Annotated in this window: 15 protein-coding genes and 1 tRNA gene; 4 read left to right on the forward strand and 12 right to left on the reverse strand. The window is 71.8% G+C overall.

Features of this window, described 5'->3' with window-relative positions; translation table 11 throughout:
* The 8 genes from rbbA to ACT541_RS08340 form a co-directional block, all read right to left on the reverse strand.
* Positions 1-2,742, reverse strand: a complete 2,742-nt coding sequence (gene rbbA / locus ACT541_RS08305; RefSeq protein WP_476135801.1) for a ribosome-associated ATPase/putative transporter RbbA — start codon at positions 2,740-2,742, stop codon at positions 1-3.
* Positions 2,739-3,734 carry an HlyD family secretion protein gene (locus tag ACT541_RS08310; protein ID WP_476135802.1) on the reverse strand — a complete coding sequence of 332 codons (996 nt, stop codon included), beginning with the start codon at positions 3,732-3,734 and terminating at the stop codon, positions 2,739-2,741. The genes rbbA and ACT541_RS08310 overlap by 4 nt, the downstream gene beginning before the upstream one ends.
* Positions 3,735-3,925: 191 nt before the next feature.
* Positions 3,926-4,897: an FAD:protein FMN transferase gene (locus ACT541_RS08315; protein ID WP_476135803.1), complete on the reverse strand. Its 972-nt coding sequence runs from the start codon at positions 4,895-4,897 to the stop codon at positions 3,926-3,928.
* On the reverse strand, positions 4,878-7,064 hold the full coding sequence (locus tag ACT541_RS08320) for a PepSY domain-containing protein (protein ID WP_476135804.1): 2,187 nt from the start codon (positions 7,062-7,064) through the stop codon (positions 4,878-4,880). The genes ACT541_RS08315 and ACT541_RS08320 overlap by 20 nt, the downstream gene beginning before the upstream one ends.
* A gap of 14 nt (positions 7,065-7,078) precedes the next feature.
* The gene (locus ACT541_RS08325) at positions 7,079-7,549 is read right to left on the reverse strand and encodes a DUF2271 domain-containing protein (RefSeq protein ID WP_476136069.1); all 471 of its coding nucleotides are present in this window, start codon (positions 7,547-7,549) and stop codon (positions 7,079-7,081) included.
* Positions 7,550-7,587: 38 nt separating this feature from the next.
* Entirely contained in the window at positions 7,588-7,956 is a 369-nt protein-coding gene (locus tag ACT541_RS08330) for a hypothetical protein (protein ID WP_476135806.1), read from the reverse strand.
* An 81-nt stretch (positions 7,957-8,037) separates the two neighbouring features.
* Positions 8,038-9,396 (reverse strand): sensor histidine kinase, encoded by a 1,359-nt coding sequence (locus tag ACT541_RS08335; protein WP_476135807.1) that lies wholly within the window; start codon positions 9,394-9,396, stop codon positions 8,038-8,040.
* Positions 9,393-10,064, reverse strand: coding sequence for a response regulator (locus tag ACT541_RS08340; RefSeq protein WP_476135808.1), 672 nt, complete (start codon positions 10,062-10,064; stop codon positions 9,393-9,395). The genes ACT541_RS08335 and ACT541_RS08340 overlap by 4 nt, the downstream gene beginning before the upstream one ends.
* A 216-nt stretch (positions 10,065-10,280) precedes the next feature.
* Between ACT541_RS08340 and ACT541_RS08345 the strand changes: the two genes are divergently transcribed.
* Positions 10,281-10,613: a PepSY domain-containing protein gene (locus ACT541_RS08345; protein WP_476135810.1), complete on the forward strand. Its 333-nt coding sequence runs from the start codon at positions 10,281-10,283 to the stop codon at positions 10,611-10,613.
* A 245-nt stretch (positions 10,614-10,858) separates the two neighbouring features.
* On the opposite strand, the gene ACT541_RS08350 is transcribed toward ACT541_RS08345, so the two are convergent.
* Positions 10,859-10,932 (reverse strand) — tRNA-Gln (locus ACT541_RS08350).
* 783 nt (positions 10,933-11,715) lie between these two features.
* Between ACT541_RS08350 and ACT541_RS08355 the strand changes: the two genes are divergently transcribed.
* Together ACT541_RS08355 and ACT541_RS08360 are read left to right on the forward strand one after the other, a co-directional pair.
* On the forward strand, positions 11,716-12,792 hold the full coding sequence (locus ACT541_RS08355; protein WP_476135812.1) for a Ppx/GppA phosphatase family protein: 1,077 nt from the start codon (positions 11,716-11,718) through the stop codon (positions 12,790-12,792).
* Between the two features lie 24 nt (positions 12,793-12,816).
* A complete protein-coding gene (locus ACT541_RS08360; protein ID WP_476135814.1) occupies positions 12,817-13,605 on the forward strand; it encodes an RlmE family RNA methyltransferase in 789 nt (262 codons plus the stop codon).
* 66 nt (positions 13,606-13,671) lie between these two features.
* On the opposite strand, the gene ACT541_RS08365 is transcribed toward ACT541_RS08360, so the two are convergent.
* The gene (locus ACT541_RS08365; protein ID WP_476135815.1) at positions 13,672-14,031 is read right to left on the reverse strand and encodes a hypothetical protein; all 360 of its coding nucleotides are present in this window, start codon (positions 14,029-14,031) and stop codon (positions 13,672-13,674) included.
* 229 nt (positions 14,032-14,260) lie between these two features.
* Between ACT541_RS08365 and ACT541_RS08370 the strand changes: the two genes are divergently transcribed.
* Entirely contained in the window at positions 14,261-14,653 is a 393-nt protein-coding gene (locus tag ACT541_RS08370; protein ID WP_476135817.1) for a bacteriohemerythrin, read from the forward strand.
* Here ACT541_RS08370 and ACT541_RS08375 read toward each other — a convergent pair.
* Positions 14,646-16,022: a HipA domain-containing protein gene (locus tag ACT541_RS08375; protein WP_476135818.1), complete on the reverse strand. Its 1,377-nt coding sequence runs from the start codon at positions 16,020-16,022 to the stop codon at positions 14,646-14,648. The two genes, ACT541_RS08370 and ACT541_RS08375, sit on opposite strands and share 8 nt — an antisense overlap.
* Positions 16,023-16,026: 4 nt before the next feature.
* Positions 16,027-16,371, reverse strand: coding sequence for a helix-turn-helix transcriptional regulator (locus tag ACT541_RS08380; protein ID WP_476135820.1), 345 nt, complete (start codon positions 16,369-16,371; stop codon positions 16,027-16,029).
* Positions 16,372-16,572 lie beyond the last annotated feature (201 nt).

A 16,572-nucleotide genomic window follows, 5' to 3' on the forward strand; every position in this document is an offset into this window, starting at 1 on the left:
TCAGCGCTCCTGTTTGTCGAGGAGGAGGCAGGCGACGCCGATGAAGAGGCCCGCGAAGCCGGCGATGGTCAGCGCCTCGCGCCACAGATCGAAGATCCCCAGCCCCTTGGCGAAGACGCCGATCGAGATGGTCTGGAACCACGCCGTCGGAAAGGCGAGGCCGACGATCCTGGCGGCTCCCTCGAGCGAGGCTACGGGATTGAGGAAGCCCGAGAAGTTCACCGCCGGGACGACCGACAGGATGGCGACGGCGAAGATCGCCGCGACCTGACTGCGCACCAGCGTCGAGACCAGCAGGCCGAAGCCGGTCGCCGCCAGCACGTAGAGCAGCGCCCCGAGCGTCAGGGTGGCGACCGAGCCGCGTAAGGGAACGCCGAAGAAGGCGATCGCCGCGAGCGTCAGCGTCGCGAAGCTCACCATGCCGACGGCGACATAAGGGAGCTGCTTGCCGATTAGGAACTCGGCGACGCGGGCGGGCGAGGCCTGGACGTTGGCGAAGGAGCCGACCTCGCGTTCGCGCACCACGCCGACGGCGGTCATCGCGGCGGGGATCAGCACCAGCAGCAGCATGATGACGCCGGGGGTGATGGCGTCGACCGAGCGGAAGGCCTGATTGTAGGCGAAGCGCGGCACGACCGAGACCAGGCTCGTCGACGCCGTGCCGGGACCGCGGATCTCGGCCGAGAGCTTGGTGGCGAAGTCGATCGTCACGCCCTCGACATAGCCGCGCACCGTCTCGGCGCGGAACGTGTTGGCGCCGTCGATCTCGACCGCCACCGCCGGCCGTCTGCCGCCGAGGAAGTCGCGGCCGAAGCCAGGCGGGATGGCGAGGACGAAGCGCAGCTCGCCGTTCTTCAGCCGGCGGTCGGTCTCCGCCTCGCTCGCGACCGGCGCCTGCCGCAGGAACCAGCGGCTGCCGTCGAAGGCCTCGACGAGACGGCGGCTCTCGATCGACTGGTCGCGGTCGAAGACGGCGAAGGGCAGATGCTCGACGTCGAAGGAGACGCCGAAGGCGAAGAGCACCATCAGCAGCAGCGAGCCGAGTACCGCGAAGGAGAGCCGCACCGGATCGCGCCGGATCTCCAGCGCCTCGCGCCGGGCAAAGGCCAGCGTCCGCCCGATCGTCCCGGCGTTGCCGGGTGTCGAGGCGGGGTCCGCCGCCGCGGCGAGCGGCGCGTCGACCGGACGATCCTCGCGCCCGCCGCCGGCCGTGATCAGTGCGTCGATGAAGGCGTCTTCGAGGCTCGCGGCACCGGCTTTCTCGACGAGATCGCGCGGTCGGCCGACCGCCAGCACGCGGCCCTGATGCATCAGCGAGATGCGGTCGCAGCGCTCGGCCTCGTTCATGAAATGGGTCGAGACGAAGATCGTCACGCCGTCGCGCCGCGACAGTTCGGCGAGATGGCGCCAGAAGGCGTCGCGCGCCCGTGGGTCGACGCCGGAGGTCGGCTCGTCGAGGATCAGCACCTCGGGCCGATGCAGGCAGGCGGCGGCGAGTTGCAGCCTCTGCCGCCGGCCGAGCGGCAGCGCGGCGGGCGAGGCGTCGGCATCCTCCACGAGGTCGAAACGCTCGAGCGCTTCCGCCACGCGCGGGGCGACGTCGTCTTCCGCCACGCGGTAGAGCCGGGCATGGAGGCGCAGGTTCTCGACGACCGAGAGTTCCTCCCACAGCGAGAAACTCTGCGAGACGTAGCCGACCCGCAGCCGGACCGAGACGTCGTTCGCCTCGATCGGCCGGCCGAGCAGGGTCGCGTGGCCGGAGGACGCCGGCAGCAGCCCGGTCAGCATCTTCATCGTCGTCGTCTTGCCGCAGCCGTTCGAGCCGAGGAAGCCGAAGATCTCGCCGCGCGGAATGGCGAAGGAGACGTCGTCGACCGCGACGAAGTCGCCGAAGCGGCGGGTGAGCCCGTGCGCCTCGATGGCGATCTCGTCGCTCCTGCCGGCGAAGGGCGGCATGACGAAGCCGGCCGTCGCACCCGCCGGCCCCGACTGCAACGTCGCGAAGGCGCCCTCGAGGTCGGTGGCTCCGGTCTTGGCGACGATCTCCGCCGGCGCGCCGTCGGCGATGACGCGACCGTCGTCGATCGCCACGACCCGGTCGAAACGGGCGGCCTCCTCCATGTAGGCGGTGGCGACCAGCACGGTCATGCCCGGTCGCGAGGCGCGGATCTCGCCGACGAGGTCCCAGAACTGGCGGCGCGACAGCGGGTCGACGCCGGTCGTCGGCTCGTCGAGGACGAGCAGATCGGGGTCGTGGACCAGCGCGCAGCAGAGCGACAGCTTCTGCTTCATGCCGCCGGAGAGCTTGCCCGCCGGCCGGTCGGGGAAGGGATCGAGCCCGGTCGCACGCAGCAGCCGTTCGATGCGGGCACCGCGCGCCGCCGCGTCGAGGCCGAAGAGCCGGGCGTGGAAGTCGATGTTCTCGGCGACCGACAGCGTCGGATAGAGATTGCGCCCGAGCCCCTGCGGCATGTAGGCGACGCGCCGCGCGACCGCGTCGCGCCAGGACGCCTCGCGCATCGAGCCGCCGAAGACGTCGATCGTGCCGACCTGCATTCGCCGCACGCCGACCAGCAGGCCGAGCAGAGTCGACTTGCCGACGCCGTCCGGGCCGATGATCGCCGTGGCGGTGCCGGCCTCGAAGGCGAGCGTGACGCCGGCGAGCGCCGCCCGATCGCCGTAGCGATGCTCCACCCCGGCGAGCGCCAGCACCGGGCGCGGCTCGCCGACGGCGGTGGTCATCGTCCGGTCTCCGGCCGCGGCGGCAGTTTCGGCTCGAGCGAGGCCGGCCATCCGGCGCCGGGCTCGGTCAGGAAATGGGCGGTGCCGGTCAGGCCCGACTTGACGTAGTCGCGCCAGGCGTCGAGCAGGGCGGGGTCGATCCGCGCCTTGACCCGGTACATCAGCTTGTCGCGCTCGTCGGCGGTCTCCACCGACTTCGGCGTGAACTGCGCTTCCGCCGCGACGAAGGAGACCGTCGCCGGGATCACCCAGTCGGGCGCGGCGTCGAGCACGATGCGCACCGGCGCGCCGAGCTTCACCCGCCCGAGCGAGCGCGTCGGCAGGAACACCGTCATGGTGACGTCGGTGAGGTCGAGCAGCGTCACGATCTTGCCGCCGGCGCCCAGCACCGCACCGGGATCGACGAGACGATATTCGACGCGGCCGGCGACCGGCGCCTTCAGCACCATGTCGTCGAGATTGGCCTGGATCTGGGCGACCTGCGCCTCGGCGACGTCGCGCATCGCCTCGGCGTCGCCGACGCCGGCACGCGCCGCGGCGACGGTCGCGGCGGCGACGTCGCGCTGCGCCCTGCGCTGGTCGAGGAGGGCCTGCGGGCTCACCGCCTTGTCGAGCAGATCGGCCGAGCGATGCATCTGGATCTCGGCGAGCGCCAGATTGGCCTCGGCCGCGGTGACGTCGGTGCGCGCCTTGGCGATCGCCTGACCGGCGCGCGCCACGTTGGCTCTGGCCGAGGCGCGCTGGGCGAGGAGATCGGAGACGTCCATCTCGGCGACGACCGCGCCCTTCGCCACCATGTCGCCTTCGGAGACGTTGAGCACGGCGAGCCGCCCCGCCAGTTTGGTGGCGATGTCGCGTCGCTCGACCTCGAGCCGGCCGTTGGTGGCGGTGACCCCCGCCGGGCCGCGCGTCGAGGTGGTGGCGAGCTGCACGCCGACGATCACGAGGACGAGCGATGCTCCGGCGAGGACCCAGGCGATGGTTTTCTTCATGGCACTCTCCCGCGCACACGCTCGCTCGGGGCGCGACCGTCCCGGCGCCTTTCCCGGGCACGATGTGCACACGGGACCGAATACGTCCACCGAGACATATTACTTTGCCGCGAGCCCTCCCATTGGCTCGAACCCGGATCGGGATAGGGCGGACGAGGTGCGAGAGGGCAGGGCGGCGCCGGCCGTGGCGCTCATGCGGGGTCGGGGGCGCCCGCCTCGTCGAGGGTCGAGCGCGTCGTCCCGTCGTGGCCGACGAGGATCGCCGCGATGCGGTGACGCCGCGCCAGTGCGATGCCGGCCTCCAGCCCCGCGACCATCAGCGCCGTCGCCCAGGCGTCGGCCACCATGCAGCGCTCGGCGAGAACCGTCGCCTGCGCCACGTCGCCGATGACCGGCCGGCCGGCGCGCGGATCCATCGTGTGGCTCACCGTCTGCCCGTCGATCTCGTGGACGTGGCGATAGTCGCCCGAGGTCGCGATGCTCATGTCGGCGAGTTCGAGCACCCCGGAGAGCGCGCGTTCGTTCCGATCCGGTCGCTCCTGCCCGACGATCCAGCGGCTGCCGTCCGGCTTCGGCCCGCCCGCCCGCATCTCGCCGTCGATGCCGACGAGGAAGGAGGCGATGCCGAAGGCCTCCATCACGTCGGCCATGCGGTCGACGCCGTGGCCCTTGGCGATGCCGGCGAGATCGATGTCGATCGGCGCGAGGCGGCGGGCACGACCGCCGACCGGATCGAGCTGCAGCGCCTTCGGCGAGACGATCCGCGCCCCTCCGGAAAGGGCGGCGATGCCCTGCGGGTCGGGCGTCCGCCGCCCGTGGCCGAAGCCGTGGGCGCGGACGAGATCGCCGACGCCGACGTCGAAGGCACCGTCCGAGAGGTCGCCGATCGCCAGGGCCGTATCGAGCACCGTGAAGAGACCGGGCGGCAGCACCAGCCATTCACCGACCGGCGCGCGGACGAGCCGCTCGACGACCGAGTCCAGCCGCCAGTTCGAAGCCTCGTTCTCCACCGCCTCGACCTCGGCGGCGAGCGCCGCGGAAAGCGCCGCGACGTCGAAATCCTCGGCGGCGAAGAAGACCGCCGACCAGCGCGCCCCCATCGCCGGGCCGGAGAGGGCCCGGCGGACGAGGGGCTGTGCGCCTTCAGTAGATGTCTTCGACATAACGGCCCCCGGCGCGCAGCGTGGCGAGGTCGAGCCCGAGCGGGCGGACGATGCGGTCGAGCGTATGGGCGACCGCCTGCCCCATGTCGCGGCTGCCGCAGACCAGGATCTGGGCGCCGTGGCGGACGAGTTCGCGGAAGCGGAGTTCGTCGGCGGCGATGCGGTCCTGGACATAGGCACCCGAGCGCGGGTCGCGGGAGAAGGCGGTGACGAGCGAGGTCAGCCGCTTCTCGGCCAGCGCCTGGACCAACTCGTCCTCGTAGAGGAAGTCGGAGGCCGGCGACCGGCCACCCCAGTAGAGATGGACGGGGCGCGATCCGTCGCTCTCGCGCACGAAGCCGGCGAGCGGCCCGAGCCCGGCACCGGCGCCGATCAGGATCAGCGACGGGGCGGCCACGCTCGGCCGGAACGACGGGTTCTCGCGGACGAAGGCCTCGATCCGGTCGCCGGGCTGGAGCGCATGCAGCGCCGTCGAGACGAGACCACCGGGCATCAGGCGGACGCAGATCTCGACGATCCCGTCGCGCGCCGAGGAGGCGAGCGAATAGAAGCGCGGGATGGCGGCTTCCGTATGCATCACACCGAGGAGGTCGCCCGCCTCGAAGGCCGGGAGCTTGCCGGGACGGCCGCGGGCGTCGTCGCGCGGTGCGGCGAAGCGCAGGATCGCCACCGGCGCGCCGACGGCCTCGCCGTAGTCCTCGCGCTCGACGAGTTCCAGCTCGGTGGTCGCAGGCCGTTCGGCGACGTGTTCGAGCACGAGCTCGTGGCCGAGCGCACGGCCGAGATCGCGGCCCCACTGGGCGAATTCCTGGGCCGAGCGGCGGTCGATGCGCTTGGTCTCGACGAGGAGCGGGAAGCCCTTCGCCTCGAGCGCCGCCGCGACCGTGCGGGCATAGCCGCAGAAGTCGGGGAAGGTGCGATCGCCGAAGCCGAGGACCGCGACGGGCGGCCGCGCTTCGATCGTCGCCAGCCGGTCGAGAAAGCGGGCGGCCGAGGCCGGCGCACCGCCGTCGCCCCAGGTGGCGGCGAGGATCAGCACGCGCCGGCTGCGGAAATGCGCCTCGCCGGCGGCGTTCATGTCGGCGACGTGGACGGCATGGCCCTGCGCGGTGAGTGCAGCGGCGAGCGTCGCGGCGAAACCACGGGTCGAGCCGCCGTCGGAGCCGACGAGGACGACCGTGTCGGCGGCTTCCACCGCGACCGAGGCGAGGGTCGCGGCCGGCCGGCGGCGACGCCACCACAGGAGAACGCCGGTGGCGCCCAGCAGCGGCACGGTGGCGGCCGAGAGCCCGAGCACCAGGCCGAGCGCCGCGGCGCCGCGGCCGGTGTGGACCATGCGGACGATGCCGTCGATCCGGTCGACGAGCGTCGCGGGAGCCGACGCGATCACCCGGCCGGTCGCCGGATCGATCGCCGCTTCGCCGGCGGCTGTGCGCAGACGGAGCGTGTCGGCCGGGTCGGTCGGATCGGCGAGCGTCAGCTCGCGCAGATCGGCGACGTCGACGGTGCGGAGCGCCGCGAGGCGCCCGATCGGCAGGGCGGTGCCGCCGCTCGCCGTCGCGGTCTCGACCGACGCCGCCTCGGGGAGGAAGCCGAAGGTCGAGGCCGACATCCACAGGCCGGTGAGCGAGGAGACGATCAGGCCGATCGCCGCGATCCGCGCCGCCTCGCCGTGCAGCCGCTCCGCCGTCGAGCCGCGGACCGGCCGCGTCAGCGCCCGCCAGCCGCCCATGCGGCGGGCGAGCAGCGCGAGGCCGGAGACGACGACGACGATCATCGCGAGAGCCGAGATCGCCGCGGCGATCCGCCCATCGGAGCCGAAGCCGAAGGCGCGGTGGAGATCGGTCAGGAAACGCAGGCTCGACGACGGGGCATAGGGGCCGAGGCCCGCCCCGGTCGCCGGGTCGATCCGTTCGACGCCCGACGCCTCGCCGTCGGTGACGCTCGCGGTGACGACGCCGGTCGCCCGGACCCGGATCGAGGCGACCGCCTCGTGACGGGCGGAGACGGCGGCGGCGAGGTCGGCGACCGACGTGCCGCGGGTGATCGCGGGCGTCGACAGCCGGTCGAGCGCCGGCACGACGGAGAGCACCGCGCCCGTCGCGGCGGTGACCGCGAGGGCGACGGCGAGAACGAGACCGGGCAGCGAATGGAGGCGGCGGAGCATGATCGATCCTCGGTTCAGAACGTGACCTTGAGCGACTTGACGTAGCCCTTGCCGGCGACCGGCTTGCCCGACTGGTCGGCGGAGAGCGGCACCACGGCGTCGGCGGAGACGTCGCGGCCGTCCTCGACCGAGGTGTCGACATGGACGACGTAGCCGGCGTCGATCAGGGCGTCGGCGACGTCGACGGTGATCTTCAGCGTCCGGCCGGAGCCGATGCTGGCGCCGGTGATGCCGTCGACCTCGGTCGCGCGGCCGCCGGAGGCGCGCTGCCAATCGGCGAGATGGCGCCAGTACTTGGCGCGGTCACCCGCCATCCACAGCGTGCCCTTGTACTTGCCGGAGGCATCGGCGACCCAGACGACGGCATAGGCGCCGGGGCCGCCGTAGGCCTTCATCGTCGTCTCGATCGTCAAGGACCGCGCGGCGGCCATCGTCGGGGCGACGAAGGCGGCGGTGGCGGCGGCGACGGGCAGAACGAACTTCATGGCGTGAACTCCTCGGGCGGTGGCGGTACGGTCGGTCATCAGTTCACCTCCACCTTCGGCCGGGCCTTGCCCTGGAAGAGGCCGTTGTCCGGCACCGGCGTCGTCGGATCGCTCGGACCGGTCGTCGGCATGCGACCGCCGCCGCGACCTTCGCCGCGCGCGCCGTCGTCGTCGTCGTCGTCGTCGTCGTGATGGTCGCGGTGGTGCTTGCGGCCGTGATGGTCGCGATCGCGGTCGCGGCGATGGTCGCCGGCGACGCGGAAGGGGGTGTCGTCGGAGGTCTCGGCGCGGGCGGCATGGTGCTCGCCACGCGCGAGGTGGTCGACGACGTCCGTGGTCGAGGCGATCGCGGCGCCGGCGGCGGTGCCGGCGAGGAGGGCTGCGACGAGAGCGAGGGAGGTCTTCATCGGGGTGGTCTCCGGTTGATTGGACCGGAACACCCTGACCCCGCGACCTGACGCCGACCTGACGTCGGCGTGTGAACGCCTTCAGCTTCGCGTCAGCTTCGCGGCCGGATCGGCGAAACGCACGCGGGCGAGGAAGCCGTCGCTGCGGCCGGGGACCGGCGACAGCATCTCGAAGGTCGCCCCCGCCCCCCGGCAGATCGCCGCGACGATGGCGAGGCCGAGGCCCGAGCCCTCGGCGGTGCTGCCGCCGCGCTCGAAGCGCCGGCCGAGCCGGGCGAGCACGTCGGGTGCCGGCGCCGGCCCGTCGTTCTCGACCTCCAGCACCCGCCCGTCGAAGCGCAGCACGATGCGGCCCTCCGGGTCGCCGTGGATGGCGGCGTTCTCGACGAGGTTGCGCACCAGGATGGCGAAGGCGTCGGCATCGACGTCGAGCGCCGCGCCGCCATCTTCCGGGGTCTCGATCGTCAGCCGGTCGGCGATGTCGCGCCGCCGGTCGACCTCCTCGACGACGAGGGCGAGCACGGCGCCGAGCTGTGCCGGCTTCTCGGCGAGCAGCCCGCCGCCCTCGGCCTTGGCGAGTTGCAGCAGCTTCTCGGAGAGCGACGACAGCCGCCGCAGCGAGGCGGCGACGGCGCGCAGCCGCGCGCGCGGGTCGTTGCCCTCGATCTCGGCGGCGAGGCGCTGGGTCTGGGCGAGCGCCGCGGCGATCGGCGTCCTGAGCTCGTGGGCGGCATTGGCGGTGAAGCTGCGTTCGGCCTCGAGCGCACCGCGCAGCCGCTCCATCAGCGCGTCGACCGCCTCGGCGATCGGCGCGATCTCGGTCGGCAGGCCGGCTTCGCCGAGCGGCTCGAGATTGCCGCGTCCGCGCGAGCCGATCCGGTCGCGGAAGGCGAGGACCGGCCTGAGCGTCGCGCGGCCGACGAGATGGACGGCGAGGAGCGCGATCGGCACCAGAGCCGCGAGCGGCAGGAGAAGGCCGAGGACGGCCCCGCGCAGCGCCGCGGCACGATGGGCGATCGGCTCGACCGTCGTCACCCGGATCGAGCCCTTCACGGCCGCCACCGAATAGAGCCGCAACCCGTCGACCGTGGTGAAACCGTCGGCGAGATCCTTGGGGATCCGCGCCGGCGTGGCGTCGCTCGACTGGAGGAGATCGTTGCCCGCCGCGTCGCGGACCACGTAGGTGATCGCCTCGCGATGCGGCCCGAGCGGCGGCAGGTGCTGCGTCTGCTCGCCGTCCTCGCGCGAAAGCACTTCGGAATAGGCGAGCGGCAGGATGCGCTGGGCGACCTCCTGCAGGGCGCTGTCGAAGACCTCGTCGATCTCGTGTTTCAGCACCAGCCCGGCGACCGCTGCCGCGGCGAGCCACGACAGCACGATCGCCACCGAGAGGCCGAGGCCGAGCCGCCGGCCGAGGCTGCCCGAACGCGGCGCGCTCATGCCTCCTCTCCCGGCGTGCCGAGGCGATAGCCCATGCCGCGCACCGTCTCGATCGCATTGGCGCCGAGCTTCTTGCGCAGCCGCGCGACGTGGACCTCGATCGTGTTGCTCTCGACCTCGGCGTCGAAGGAATAGAGCCGTTCCTCGAGCCGCGCCTTGGAGATCAGCTGGTTGGGGCTCTGCACGAAGGCTTCGAACAGCGACCATTCGCGCTGGGTCAGCCGGATCGGCTTGCCGGCACGGTGGACCGAGCGGGCGGCGAGATCGACGTCGAGATCGCCGACGACCACCAGCGGATTGGGATTGCCGGAATAGCGCCGCCCGACCGCGCGGATGCGGGCGGAGAGTTCGGCGAGATCGAAGGGCTTGACCAGATAGTCGTCGGCGCCGGCGTCGAGCGCGGCGATGCGGTCGGAGATCTGGTCGCGCGCGGTGAGCACCACGACGGGGGTGACGTCGCCCGCCGCCCGCAGCGCCTTGAGGAAGTCGAGGCCGCGGCCGTCGGGCAGCATCAGGTCGAGCAGGACGAGATCGAACACGCCGGTGCGCCGCGCCGCGTCGGCATCGGCGAGGCGAGTGACGCGGTCGGCCGAGTGGCCCTCGGCGACGACGTGATCGTTCACGGCCTGGCCGAGAACGAGGTCGTCTTCGATCACCAGAATGCGCATGGTCCGCCTCGAACGCCTTCTCGTCTGCTCCCCGGAGCCCGGGCGCGGGGCCCGGACCTCCCGCACGACGCGCGGGAATCGGCCGCATCGCGCACGATCGGCCGATCTCTTCAATAATACGGGCGGACGGCGCCCGCGTCGGGTATTTTGTCGAGATCCTTCAGGTCGGCGTCAGGTGACTGTGCTCCTATGGCCGCGATCAGGGAGATCATGCGCGTGTTCCGTCGTCCGCCCACCCTCGCATTCGCCGTCCTCGCCGCCGTGCTCGCCGTCGCGACGCCGTCCGCCGCGCGCGCCGACGACCGCTGCGCCGTGCCGCTCGCCGACTGGCAGCCGCGCGAGGCGTTGAAGGCGAAGCTGGAGGGGGCCGGCTGGAGCGTCCTCAAGATCCGCGCCGACGACGGCTGCTACAAGGTCCTGGCGGTCGACCCCGAGGGCCGCACGGTGAAGTCCCGCTTCGACCCGGCGACTCTCGAACGCGTCGAGGGTGGCGGTCACGACGGCCACGGTCATCGCCACGGCCACGACGGCGACGACGACCGCGACTGAGCGCTCTTCGGAAAGGCCTCGCGATTGCCGTCGAAGGCGGTGGTGGGAAGCGACCGCTCTCCGTTTTCCCCGCGACCCGAAGCTGGACGTCTCCGTCTGCGATCGAACGGCAGGACGATGCGGAAGAGAGACGGACTCGAATTGTCCGATGGGGGGAGCGTCCGGCGCACCGCATGGGGCGTGAACGCAGACGATCGCGCGACCCTGGCGATCGAACGACACGTCTCTTCGACTGGGTCGGAAATTGGCTGGGGGACCTGGATTCGAACCAAGACTAACGGAGTCAGAGTCCGCTGTTCTACCGTTAAACTATCCCCCAGCAGGCGGAGCGGCGAAGCGCTGCCGGCCGGTGCGGGCCTAACTAGCCGATCGAACCGCGCCGCGCAAGTGCCCTCGTCAGCCTTTTGCCGACGCAGGTCTCCGATGCGCGCTCCACCGCTCCGCCAGATCCCCGGCGCAGGGCCGGAACCGGCCGCGGAAACCGTGAAATCTCGCCCGCGCACGGCCATTTCCCGCCGACGACGCTTTGTCGGAGGCCAAACCCCTGTTAGACTGGTTCCGACTTGTGGAAACGTACGCCGTGCGCGCGATCACCGCTGACGCGGCGTGGAGATGACATTTGGCTGAGAACGGAGACGAACCGCCGGCGGCGGGGCGTCCGGACGCAGGCGCGCGCGGATCGGGGCCGACCAAGCACCGACGCCGTCGCCGGCGGGGAAAGCGTACGCGCTGGGCCTCGGTGGCCAAGCCGACGCCGAAAGGCGGCGAACGCCCCCCCGAATCCGGACGGCCGACGACGGCAGGTCCGCAGACGGCATCCGACGCACAGAACGTTTCGCCCGCGCGGCCGTCACCGCCGGATACGGGCGCGCGCGCCGCGGAGCCGAGTGATTCGCGAGGTCGCGGCGCCGGAGCGCCTCCGGCGGCGCCGTCGGGTTCCGACCGTGACGTCGCCGATCGCCGTGAGGGCGGTCGTGCGCCATCCGATGGCGCCGCCTCCGAGCGGAGCACCACGGATCGCGGCGCCGACACGGCCTCGCGCGATGCGTCCACCCGCGATTCCGCCGCCCGCCCGCAGCGCGGGCCCGATCGACGCGACGAGGTGCGCGGATCGGGCGATCGCGATCGCTCCGGCCGTATGCGGCGCTGGGGCGCGCGCGACGAGCGCGACGCGCCGCTCTATGCCGCGCTCGATCTCGGCACCAACAACTGCCGCCTCCTCGTCGCCGAACCCTGGCACCAGAGCTTCCGCGTCGTCGACGCCTTCTCGCGCATCGTCCGGCTGGGCGAGGGCCTGTCGCGCTCGGGACGGCTGTCGGACGCCGCGCAGGATCGTGCCATCGACGCACTCAGGGTCTGCCACGGCAAGCTGCAGGCGCGCGGCATCGTCCGCTCGCGCCTCGTCGCCACCGAGGCCTGTCGCGCCGCGGAGAACGGCGAGGACTTCCTCGCCCGCGTCCGCGCCGAGACCGGCCTCGCGCTCGAGATCCTGACGCGCGAGACCGAGGCGCGGTTGGCGGTCGCCGGTTGCGCCAACCTGATCGACCGTGCCGCCGAGGGCGTGCTGCTCTTCGACATCGGCGGCGGCTCGTCGGAACTGGTCTGGCTCGACTTCTCCGAAGGCGCCCGCCGCGGCGGCGACCCGACGCGGCACATCCGCGCCTGGACCTCGCTGCCGGTCGGCGTCGTCACCCTGTCGGAACGCCACGGCGGCGTCGCGGTCGGGCGCGAGATCTTCGAGGACATGGTGGCCGACGTCGCCGAGCTCCTCGCCGAACACGCGCCGTGGACGGCGATCGACGAGAAGATCGTGCCGGAGCGCTGGCACATGCTGGGCACCTCCGGCACCGTGACGACGCTCGCCGGTGTGCATCTCGGCCTCGCGCGCTATGATCGCCGCCGGGTCGACGGCACCTGGCTCGCCGACGCCGAGGTGGGGGCGATGATCGAACGCCTGCTCGACATGGACTTCGACGATCGCGTCGCCAACCCCTGCATCGGCGGCGATCGCGCCGATCTGGTGCTGGCGGGCTGTGCCATTCTCGAGGCGATCCGGCGGCGTTGGCGCACCGATCGTCTCAGGGTCGCCGATCGCGGCCTGCGCGAGGGCATGTTGACGGAACTGATGCTCGGCGACGGCGTCTGGCGGCGGGGCAACCGCTGGCCGAAGCGCGGCTGAGACCGAGGAAGAAGAGGACGAACCGTGAGCGAGAATGGCTCCGATGGCGGCAACGGCGCGCCGCGCGCGCTGAAGGTGAAGGTGAAGACGGCCAAGCGCCGCACCGCCTCCTCCACGCGCTGGCTGCAGCGCCAGCTCAACGACCCCTATGTCGTCCGTTCCAAGAAGGACGGCTGGCGGTCGCGCGCCGCCTACAAGCTGATCGAGATCGACGACAAGTACCACATCCTGAAGCCGGGCAACCGGGTGGTCGACCTCGGCTGCGCGCCGGGCGGCTGGTGTCAGGTGGCGGCGCAGCGGGTGAAGTCGTCCGACACGGCGCCGCGTGTCGTCGGCATCGACTATCTCGAGATGGGCGGCGTCCCCGGCGCGATCTTCCTGCAGAAGGACTTCCTCGACGAGGACGCCCCCGCGGCCCTCTTCGCGGCGCTCGGCGGCGAGAAGGCCGACGTCGTGCTCTCCGACATGGCGGCGCCGGCGACCGGCCACAAGAAGACCGACCACCTCAAGATCATGCATCTGTGCGAGGTGGCGATCGACTTCGCCCGTTCGGTGCTGCGCCCCGGCGGCCACTTCCTCGCCAAGGTGCTGCGCGGCGGCACCGAGAATGAGTTGCTCGCCAACCTCAAGCGCGACTTCGCCCAGGTCCTGCACATCAAGCCGCCGGCGAGCCGTGCGGACTCGTCCGAGCTCTACGTCATCGCCAAGGGCTTCCGCGGCGAAGGCCTGATCGAGGAGATCGATCCGGAAGGCGATCCGCGCGACCACGTCGCCTGGATGCCCGATCTCAAGGGCGAGAAGACCAAGGGCTGAGGCCCGACCGTCGAAAAGAAGAGGGCGCCCGCGGGCGCCCTTCGCATGTCCGGGATCGATCGGCGCTCAGCGCGCCTCGCTCCAGCACACCTGCCGCGATCCGACGTAACGCTCGCGCCGGTCGTAGCGCGGCTCGAGCGCGCAGACGACGTGGCGGCCGGGGCCGACCATGGTGCCGTCGGCGCGCGCCCACGGCGAGACCACGGCGCGCTGCGGCCGCTGCCAACCCGGTGCACCGAGCCAGCGGGCACCGTAGGTGTCGTCGACGACATGACCACCGACGCGGGTCGGCGCCGGCCCTGTGACGAAGCCCGATCCGCTCGAGCCCTCGAAGAGACCGAAGATGCCGGCCCTGGCCGGCGTCGTCAGGATCGCCGCGCCGATCGCCGCCATCGCGCCCATCGCCAGAATGGATTTCTGAAACATCGTCTGCCCCCCCCGGTGTCGTGAAACGTATGCCTGCCCGTGCGTGTTGCCGGAACCCTGCCGCGGGAGGCATGGCGATCGGGTTTACGCAGCGTCGGAACTGCGGTTTCGCCACGGGTTTCCGCCGTCGCGGTGAAGGAGCCGTCGCCCGGATCGCTCCAATTCGAACGATCGCGGCACGGCGCTTGCTGCGACCTCTCCGAGAGCCCTCCGACGTCGGACATGCGACATGAGCGAAACGCCCCTCGAAGACCTCGTTCTCGGCATCGCCGCGATCGACGACGACCACGCTCGGACCATCGTCGCCTGGAAGGCGGCACGCGACGCCGCACCGGAGGCGTTTCTGGAGAAGCTCACCGCCTTCGTCGACGACCTCGAGGCGCATTTCGCCCGCGAGGAGGCACTGATGAAGGCGATCGCCTACAAGGAGATCGCCCATCACGAGGCCGAGCACCGTCGTGTGGTGGCGGAGGGCCGCCGCTTCGTCGCCCAGATCGCCGCCGGCCGCACGATGATGGCGCGGGCCTATGCGAAAGACCTGGTCCCCGACTGGTTCCGCCGCCACGTCGTGATGTTCGACAGCGAGGTGGCGCGGGTGGCGAAGCTGGCGGGGGTCAGCTGAGGCCGCCCCAGCCGCCGCCGCGGCCTTCGGGGAGGAGATCCCGTGGTCGCAGGTCGACGGCGAGACCGAGTGTTTCGACGAGCCGACCGGACTCGCGGCCGATCAGGTCGTCGAAATCCTTCATGCCGCGTGCCGTCAGGTCTGCCGCCTCCTCGTCGATCGCGCGCAGAAGCGTCGTCACGACGTCGTGGAGAAAGCGGCGCTGCGCCGCCGGTCGGAGGCCGAAGGTCGCGAGGAAGGCGGCGACGTCTTCGGCTTTCACGTCTTCGGGAAGCCGGGCCGCGCCGATCGCGAACGACAGGTCGTGGACGACGCCCGGATCGAGCAGCGTCGGGCCGAGGTCGTAGAGCGGCGCGAGGCGCGGCGTCCGCCCGGCGTCCCACAGCAGCGCGTGGTTCTTGGCGTGGTTGTCGGTGTTGCCGATCGCCAGATCGAAGAAGCTCGCGATCAGGAACTGCCGCATCGCCACCGCCGGATCGCGCGTCCGCCGCAACAGGTCGGCGATCGCCGCGGCATCGAAGCGCCGGCCGGGCGACCCGTCGCGCTCGTATTTGAGGCCCGCCGGCAGGCCGAGTGCCTGGGCGAAATCCTCCTGATGCAGGCGGAAGATCTCGCCTTCGGTCGTGAAACGGCGATCGAAGCGGGGGATGAGCAGCGCCGGAATGCCCGAGATGTCGAGGAAGAACGAGTTGGCGGCGTCCGGAACCGCGACGTGACGTTCATAGGCGAGCGTGAGAAATGCCTCTTGCGCCAGAAGCGTCGCCGCCGCTTCGAGCCCGGCCTCGCGCGGCGCGTGGCGCGGCGGCACCTTGAGGATGTGGGTGGTCGGTGCCCGGCTCCCCGGCTTCGGCAGATAGAGGCGGGGTCCGTCGACCGTCACCGCCAGCTTCCGCCGCACACCGGCGAGCGGCGAGGGATCGCGCGCGACATCGGGCAGGGGCTCGCGGTCGTGCAGCCGCCGCGCGAGGTCGTTCAGCGTCGCCTCGTCGATCTCGTCGTAGTCGCGGTCGAGACGTCCCGGTCGTTTGGTCGGCTCGGAGCCGGCCGGTAGGCACGACACGGCGCCGGGGCAGTCGCCACCCAGATGCCACAGGAGCCCGGCGATGTCCTCGCGCGCCACGCCCTCGCGCGCCATGACCTGCGCCAGTTGGTCGTTCTCCTGCAGCAGGTTGTCGAACCACGCCCGCGCCGCGACGTCGCCGAAGGGTGCGTCGCCGAGCGGCATCGACATCGACAGCGGCAGGGCATCGGCGCGGGCGAGATGCTCGGCCATGTAGGCGAAGGCCATTGCGCCGTGGTCGTCGGAGGCGAGCCGGCCGACCGGATCGTCGAAGGCCTCGAGGCGGACGTCGAGGAGACGGGCGACCATCGGTTCACCGCTTTCTCGCCAGGAGGTCGATGCCGAGAGCAGCGGCGACCGTCAGGACCTTGCCGAACTCGAGCGTCGGCTTGCCGTTCTCCAGCTCGGAGACGAAGCGCCGCCCGACACCGGCGAGATCGGCGAGCCCCTGCTGGTCGAGCCCCGCGGCCTTGCGCACGGCACGGACGAGGGCTCCGAGGTCGGCGGGGGAGGCGATGGCATCTGTCCCCGGAAGGTCGAACATGTCCGGCCGCATCCGACCGGTGGCGATCGACTGCCCTGCGGCCACCAGCGTTGCCGGCTGCAGGGCGGCGGACAGGGCGCCCGTCGCGAGCGGGAGGCGAGGTGAGGACGGCATGGTGATCGCCTTCGAAGGGGTTTATCGACGTACGTTCCCGTTCGGGATCATGATGACGTCGATACCCGGTCCATGTCAAGATATGCTCCCGTTCGGGATCAATGAAATACTCCCGGGCGTCTTGTGTGGGCTTTGCTCCCGCACGGTAGCGGTGCTCCTCTCCACCCCCACATCCCGCGCATGGCCGACCTTCACCCACGA

This window comes from Pinisolibacter sp. DMC100, from assembly GCF_056313705.1.